This is a genomic window from Methyloceanibacter sp. (assembly GCF_050999895.1).
Taxonomy (GTDB): domain Bacteria; phylum Pseudomonadota; class Alphaproteobacteria; order Rhizobiales; family Methyloligellaceae; genus Methyloceanibacter.
The window spans coordinates 1-5,350 of the sequence record NZ_JBPCOU010000076.1; the positions used below are offsets into that span (position 1 = coordinate 1).

4 protein-coding genes and 1 pseudogene are annotated in these 5,350 nt (G+C 62.4%); 3 read left to right on the forward strand and 2 right to left on the reverse strand.

Annotated features, from left to right (window positions below; genetic code table 11):
* The 3 genes and pseudogenes from ACR2J1_RS08595 to ACR2J1_RS08605 all read left to right on the forward strand — a co-directional run.
* Window positions 1-193 (forward strand): hypothetical protein (locus ACR2J1_RS08595; RefSeq protein ID WP_434018915.1); only part of this gene is annotated, 193 nt, incomplete at its 5' end.
* A gap of 5 nt (window positions 194-198) precedes the next feature.
* On the forward strand, window positions 199-591 hold the full coding sequence (locus ACR2J1_RS08600) for a DUF3307 domain-containing protein (protein ID WP_434018916.1): 393 nt from the start codon (window positions 199-201) through the stop codon (window positions 589-591).
* A gap of 323 nt (window positions 592-914) precedes the next feature.
* Window positions 915-1,094: pseudogene (locus ACR2J1_RS08605) on the forward strand (helix-turn-helix domain-containing protein); the annotation flags it as partial.
* A 673-nt stretch (window positions 1,095-1,767) separates the two neighbouring features.
* Here ACR2J1_RS08605 and ACR2J1_RS08610 read toward each other — a convergent pair.
* On the reverse strand, window positions 1,768-3,969 hold the full coding sequence (locus ACR2J1_RS08610) for a SulP family inorganic anion transporter (protein WP_434018917.1): 2,202 nt from the start codon (window positions 3,967-3,969) through the stop codon (window positions 1,768-1,770).
* A 189-nt stretch (window positions 3,970-4,158) separates the two neighbouring features.
* Window positions 4,159-4,977: a leucyl/phenylalanyl-tRNA--protein transferase gene (locus ACR2J1_RS08615; protein ID WP_434018918.1), complete on the reverse strand. Its 819-nt coding sequence runs from the start codon at window positions 4,975-4,977 to the stop codon at window positions 4,159-4,161.
* Window positions 4,978-5,350: the final 373 nt, after the last annotated feature.

Below are 5,350 nucleotides of genomic sequence, written 5' to 3' on the forward strand. Positions count from 1 at the left end.
CGAGAGGCATGGCGAGTTCCTGTCGCGCTACCGCGCGCAGGACTGGGGCACGGCCGAGGCTCTGAGCCGCGACTGCGAAACCATCAGCGGTCTCGACCGCCTCTACGCGCTTTATCGGGAGCGCATCGCCTTCTTCCGCTCCAATCCGCCTCCGCCCCAGTGGGACGGTACCGCCGAAGCCCTGTCGAAATAGCTGCCATGGCTCAACTCGCTATTCTCCTCCTCGCCGCTGTCGCTGTGCTCATGATCAAGCACATGGTCGCCGATTTCTATTTGCAGACGCCGTATCAATATTTGAACAAAGGGTCCTACGGTCATCCCGGCGGACTGATCCACAGCTTCATCCATGTCGCCCTCACCCCGCTCGTCTATCTCGTGCTGGTGCCGGGCTCGCTCCTCGTTGCCGTCGCCATCGCTCTCGGCGAGTTCGCGGTGCATTACCATGTCGACTGGGCGAAGGAGCAGATCGTGCACCGCAACGGCTGGACGGCGCAGGACCGTTGCTTCTGGAACGCACTCGGCACCGACCAGCTCATCCACGGCCTGACCTATCTGGCAATCGTCGCCGTGCTCGTGGCGGCAGCCGCCTGACGGCGCATCGTTACGCCGTGGAAAAGAGACAAGGAAGCTAACCCTCGGACGGGAAAGGTGGAGCCTAAATGCGTGAGGTTGAGAGATTGATCCGACCACGGCCTCCGTATAATATAGCTTCCCCGATTGCCCATGGATGCGCAAGCTGGTGGACGAAATGGCGCGTAGACAGACATTTGATTTAGATGAATTTCTTTCCTCGGTGGCCGGCGGTCGGAGTTCGGCAAAATACCGGCCCGGCCAGGTCATTTTTAATCAGGGCGACCCCTGCAACGCCGTCTTCTGAATGCGTGCCGGCCAATGCAAAATGACCGTCCTCTCGGAACAGGGACGAAAAGAGGTTGGCCCGCGCGTTGTTGTTGATGGCCAATTTTGGCAAGGAGGGGACAACCGAGCGTGTTATTGCAAAATTGAGCCAGGAGACGCTTGCTGAGATGATCGGCACGACGCGCTCGCGCGTAAGCGGTTTCATGAATAAGTTCAGGAAGCTGGGCTTCATCGAGTAAAACGGCCACTTGAAAGTGCATAATTCATTGCTGAACGTGATCCTGAACGACATTCCGCCCGGCCTGCACCGTACCGCTGAGAGCGAGTAAGCTTAAGGGCTCATCTTCGCCAGTTTATCGGAACCTCACAACAACCTGTTCGGTGTGGTTGCACTTCGCCCACTCAAAGAACCGGTGTTCATCGCCCGCGCTTATCGGCTCCCTCCGCGTAAGCGACATCGCTTCCCCACAATGAAGACAAGCAGGCCGCTCGATATGTTTGGGGGATGACGACGGTAGAAGGCACGACTTGTCCCTGGCCGATGAGCGGTCAGCGTAGCCGTGCGGCACCAGGCCGCTGGTCAATTTTATACTGGCAAAATCGCGTGGTTAACCGCGCGGACCTTTAAGGACACGCTTCCTCGGCTATATAAAATTGACCATTGCGATTGGCCCGCGCCATCATCTCCCTCCCCGCGAATCCGCAATCCGAAAGGAGACAGAATCAGCATTCGCACGCCTTGGAAATCCTCCCGACTCGGATTCAATCAAAACGGCTCTAGCCCGCACAGCACCCTGAAGCCGCAAGAGAATTTCCATGCGGCAACGGGCGCGAAATCGCGGGGGATGATGTTCTTGGCCGAACGAGGGGAAGCAAACGGTTGTCGGTTCGAACGGCGAGAGAGAACACCTACAGCAGCGCCGAGATCTCGCGATTGGCGAATTCGAGACGGTCGGCGAGCAGGCGAATGATGAGCTTGTGGAAGGCCGCCGCGGCGGTCGGGTCCTCGGCTTGCATCTTGTCGAAGGACGCGCGCGCGAGGCGGTAGACGACGGTCGGCGCCTCGGCCACGACATTGGCGGTTCGCGGCACGCCGCGAAAGAAGCCCATCTCGCCCACGACCGTATGTCCCATCATGCGGCGCAGCCTGATGGGCCGCCCATGCTCGTCGTCGATGGTGATGGCCACGCAGCCCGACGCCTGGAGCACCACGGAGTCGGACGGTTCGCCCTGGCGGAAGATGACCTCGCCGCCCTCAAGCTCGTGGCGTTCCATATAGATCGAGATGCGGTCGAAACCGACCTGACCGCCGAATTCGGCCTGCAACCAGCTTTCGAAGGTGTGGATCGAGGCGTCGCCGACCTCATGGTACATGAGAAGCATATCCTCGCACCATTCGACAGCCTCGTTGCGGCTGGCGAAGGCTTGATGCGGCCTCGTGCTGCCGAAGAAGCCCGCCCTTTTAAAGGCGGTCTTCATGATGTCGCTCAGGCCGGAGAAGCCGAGCGTGACGCCGTGCTCCTCGCAATAATTGCGCAGCTTGACGAGGCTGAGGACCGCCGAGGTGTCGAGGCCCGGTACTGAACCGAAATCGAGCACGACATAGCCGACGGGCTTGTCGTGCTGAGATTGAATGACCCGCTTGATGCGTTCGTATAGGCCGTTCGATGAGCCGAAAAAGATGAAGCCTGACAACCAGAACACATGCAGGCGCTTGCCCTCCTCGCGCAGGAGCCGCGTCTGTTCCGGCGAGCGCTCGACATTGGAGGAGAACTCACCGCGCGTGAGATGGCGGCGGACGACGCCGATGCGGCTATAGCTCAACGCAAACATCAGGCATGCGCCGATCACGCCGACCACCACGCCCATAAAGTAACCGAAATTGATGATGACGAGCGTCATCAGCGCCGTGAGCACCCATTCCATCCAGGAGCTCTGCGCCGGCGCCTCCCACAGCTCGAAAAGGATCATAACGCCGAGATAAACGAGCATACCGCCAAGAATCGCCTTCGGCACGACGCTGCCGACATCGGCGCCCGAGAAAAGGATCAGGGCGCAGACAATGCCGACGATCGCGCCTGCCCAGCGTGTGGTGGCGCCGGACTCGTCGAGCAGCAAACTACCGTTCATCGAGAGCGAGCCGCCAAAGCCGCCCATCACGGACGCCAGAAGATTGGCAAGACCGTTGGAGCGAAACTCCTGGTCGAGATCCCCGGCTTTCTGGCGCGCAACCTCGAGACTGGAGACATCGAGGAGCAGCGCGATCGCCATCACGCCGCAAAAGGAGCCGATCTCCGCGCTGCTTTGCGCAATCACGCCCCAATCGACATGTTCCCCCAGCATGGCCGTGATCGGCCACCACAGACTGAGATCGCCAAGGCTCGGCAGGAACCAGGCGCCGCGCACGGCTTCGTCGTTGACGATGCCGAACAGGCTGAGATCGAGAGCGAGCAAGAAGGCGAAGAACGCAAGCGGCAATGCGAGATAGCTCGGGACCCATCGCCCCAAGACCGGGATCGCGATGGCAAACAGCGCCCCGATGACGATCTGCGGTGCGTAAAGGGCGGAGTAGAGGATTTCCCAGCTCGACGGCGACAGCGTCAGGTTGGTCTGGGTCACGACCTCGACGCCGCCGCTGATGAGCAGGAGGCCCGAGGCGGCAAGGAAGCCGCCGATCACGGGATAGGGAATGAAGCGCAGCCATTGGCCGAGCTTCAGCGCGCCAACGCCGTAAAGCAAAACGCCCGTGAGCAGCGTGCTCACCGAAAGGGCAACGAGAATATTGACGATGATCTGAGCGTTGCTGGCGCCCTTGGCGGCAAGCGCGGCGGCAATCGACGACGCCAGCACGCTCATCACCGCCACCGCCGGCGAATCCGGGCCGCCGATGACGGGCGAGAAGGTCGAGGTCAGCGCGATGACCACGCACGTGACCACGGTGCCCATGATGAGACCCGCAAGCCCGAGCGCAAAGCCGCCGGCGAGATCTCCGGTGAAGATGAGCGCGGCGAACGACACGCAATAGGCGATCTGCACGACAGCCGAGATCGTGCCCGCGATCGCGTCGCGGCCAAGCGTCGCCGCGTCGATCTGGGGCGGGCGCTTCAGCATCGAATTCGTAAAGGATGACAAGGTCGTTGTACGGGAGCTTGAGGGTTAGGGTGCGGCGATCATCGCCGCGGCCCCGCACAATGCAAGGCAAAAATGGCGGAACGGTGCGCCGCACCTTCGCGCTCACACCGGCCTGCTCGCTCCGTCAGGCCCAGCGGTCAGCGGTTCGGAAAGTGACCGTTCTGGGCTCTAGACCGGCAAATGCGCGAGATGCCGGTCGCGGCCGGCAGGCGCCTTCGGCTCCCAATTCGCGATGTCGAGCCGATCGTCGACGCTCCAGCGCCCGACTTGCCCGGGCACACGGCAGGCCGTTGCCAGCACGGTATTGAAGGCCTTGCGCGGAACGAGCGTGAAGCCGAGCTGGCTCAAACGTCCGGTCATGCGCTTGCCGTCATTGAGCACAAAGCCCCAGTGCTGGAGGTGGCGGCTGAGCGTGATGAAGCCGATCTTGGACGCGTCGCGCTCGCGGGAGAACATGGATTCGGTGAAGAACACTTTGCCGACGGCGAGGCCGTAAAGCCCGCCGGCGAGCGTGCCGGAGCGATCCCAGACCTCGACGGAATGCGCGTAGCCCGCCTCGTGCAGCGCGGTGAAGTGCTCGATGATGTCCGGCGTGATCCAAGTGAGATGCGGACGTCCCGGACGCGGCGCGGCGCACGCATCGATGACGCCCGCGAAATAAGAATCGAACGTCACGTCGAACTGCTTGATGCGGATCAGCCGTCGCGTGGTCTTGGAGATGTAGACGTTCTCCGGAAACGACACCATCCGCTCCTTCGGCGCCCACCATTTCTGCGGCCCGATATGGGAGAACGGGAAGAGGCCCTTGGCGTAGGCGAGGAGGAGCGTAGGCACGCTCATATCGCTGCAAATGCCGACCAGACCGTCCGGGTAATTGAGAGCCTTGTCCGGATCCGGCAACGCCCCGCGCTTCGGCCCGAATCCGGCGAAATGGCGCGCGACCAGCGCGAGCGTCGCGGGAACGCCGTAAAGCCGCGGCGGCCGCAAGCTCCAGGCGACGCCGAGCAAAACCTGAGACGCGATGCGAGCGGCGCCGTCGCCTTGACGACCTGCGATTGCAGACGCGGCAGCGCCAGGCGCCGCGAGATCTGTGCAATCATCTCCAGTCGTTCCTTTCGTTTAGCCGGTCGCTCGGACGGGCGTCTCGTCGAGCTGCTTCGGATTCCAATCCGCCACGACTTTGTGCCCGGTCTCGACAGACCAGCGCCCCGGCCAGCCGCCCTCGCGTGCGTAACGACGCGCTCGGTCCGCTCCCGCGTCGTTTCGCGAAACAAGGCCGTGCGCCTGTCGCTCGTGCCGCGCGGAGCGGTTTGCGCGCCTGCCCCGGCAGCCACGACCGCCGCGCCGGCGCCGTCCGTCA

Bases quoted from the DNA above. Each gene is read 5' to 3' on its own strand.
- ACR2J1_RS08610 (WP_434018917.1), bottom strand. From the start codon at position 3,969: ATGCTGAAGCGCCCGCCCCAGATCGACGCGGCGACGCTTGGCCGCGAC.
- ACR2J1_RS08600 (WP_434018916.1), top strand. From the start codon at position 199: ATGGCTCAACTCGCTATTCTCCTCCTCGCCGCTGTCGCTGTGCTCATG.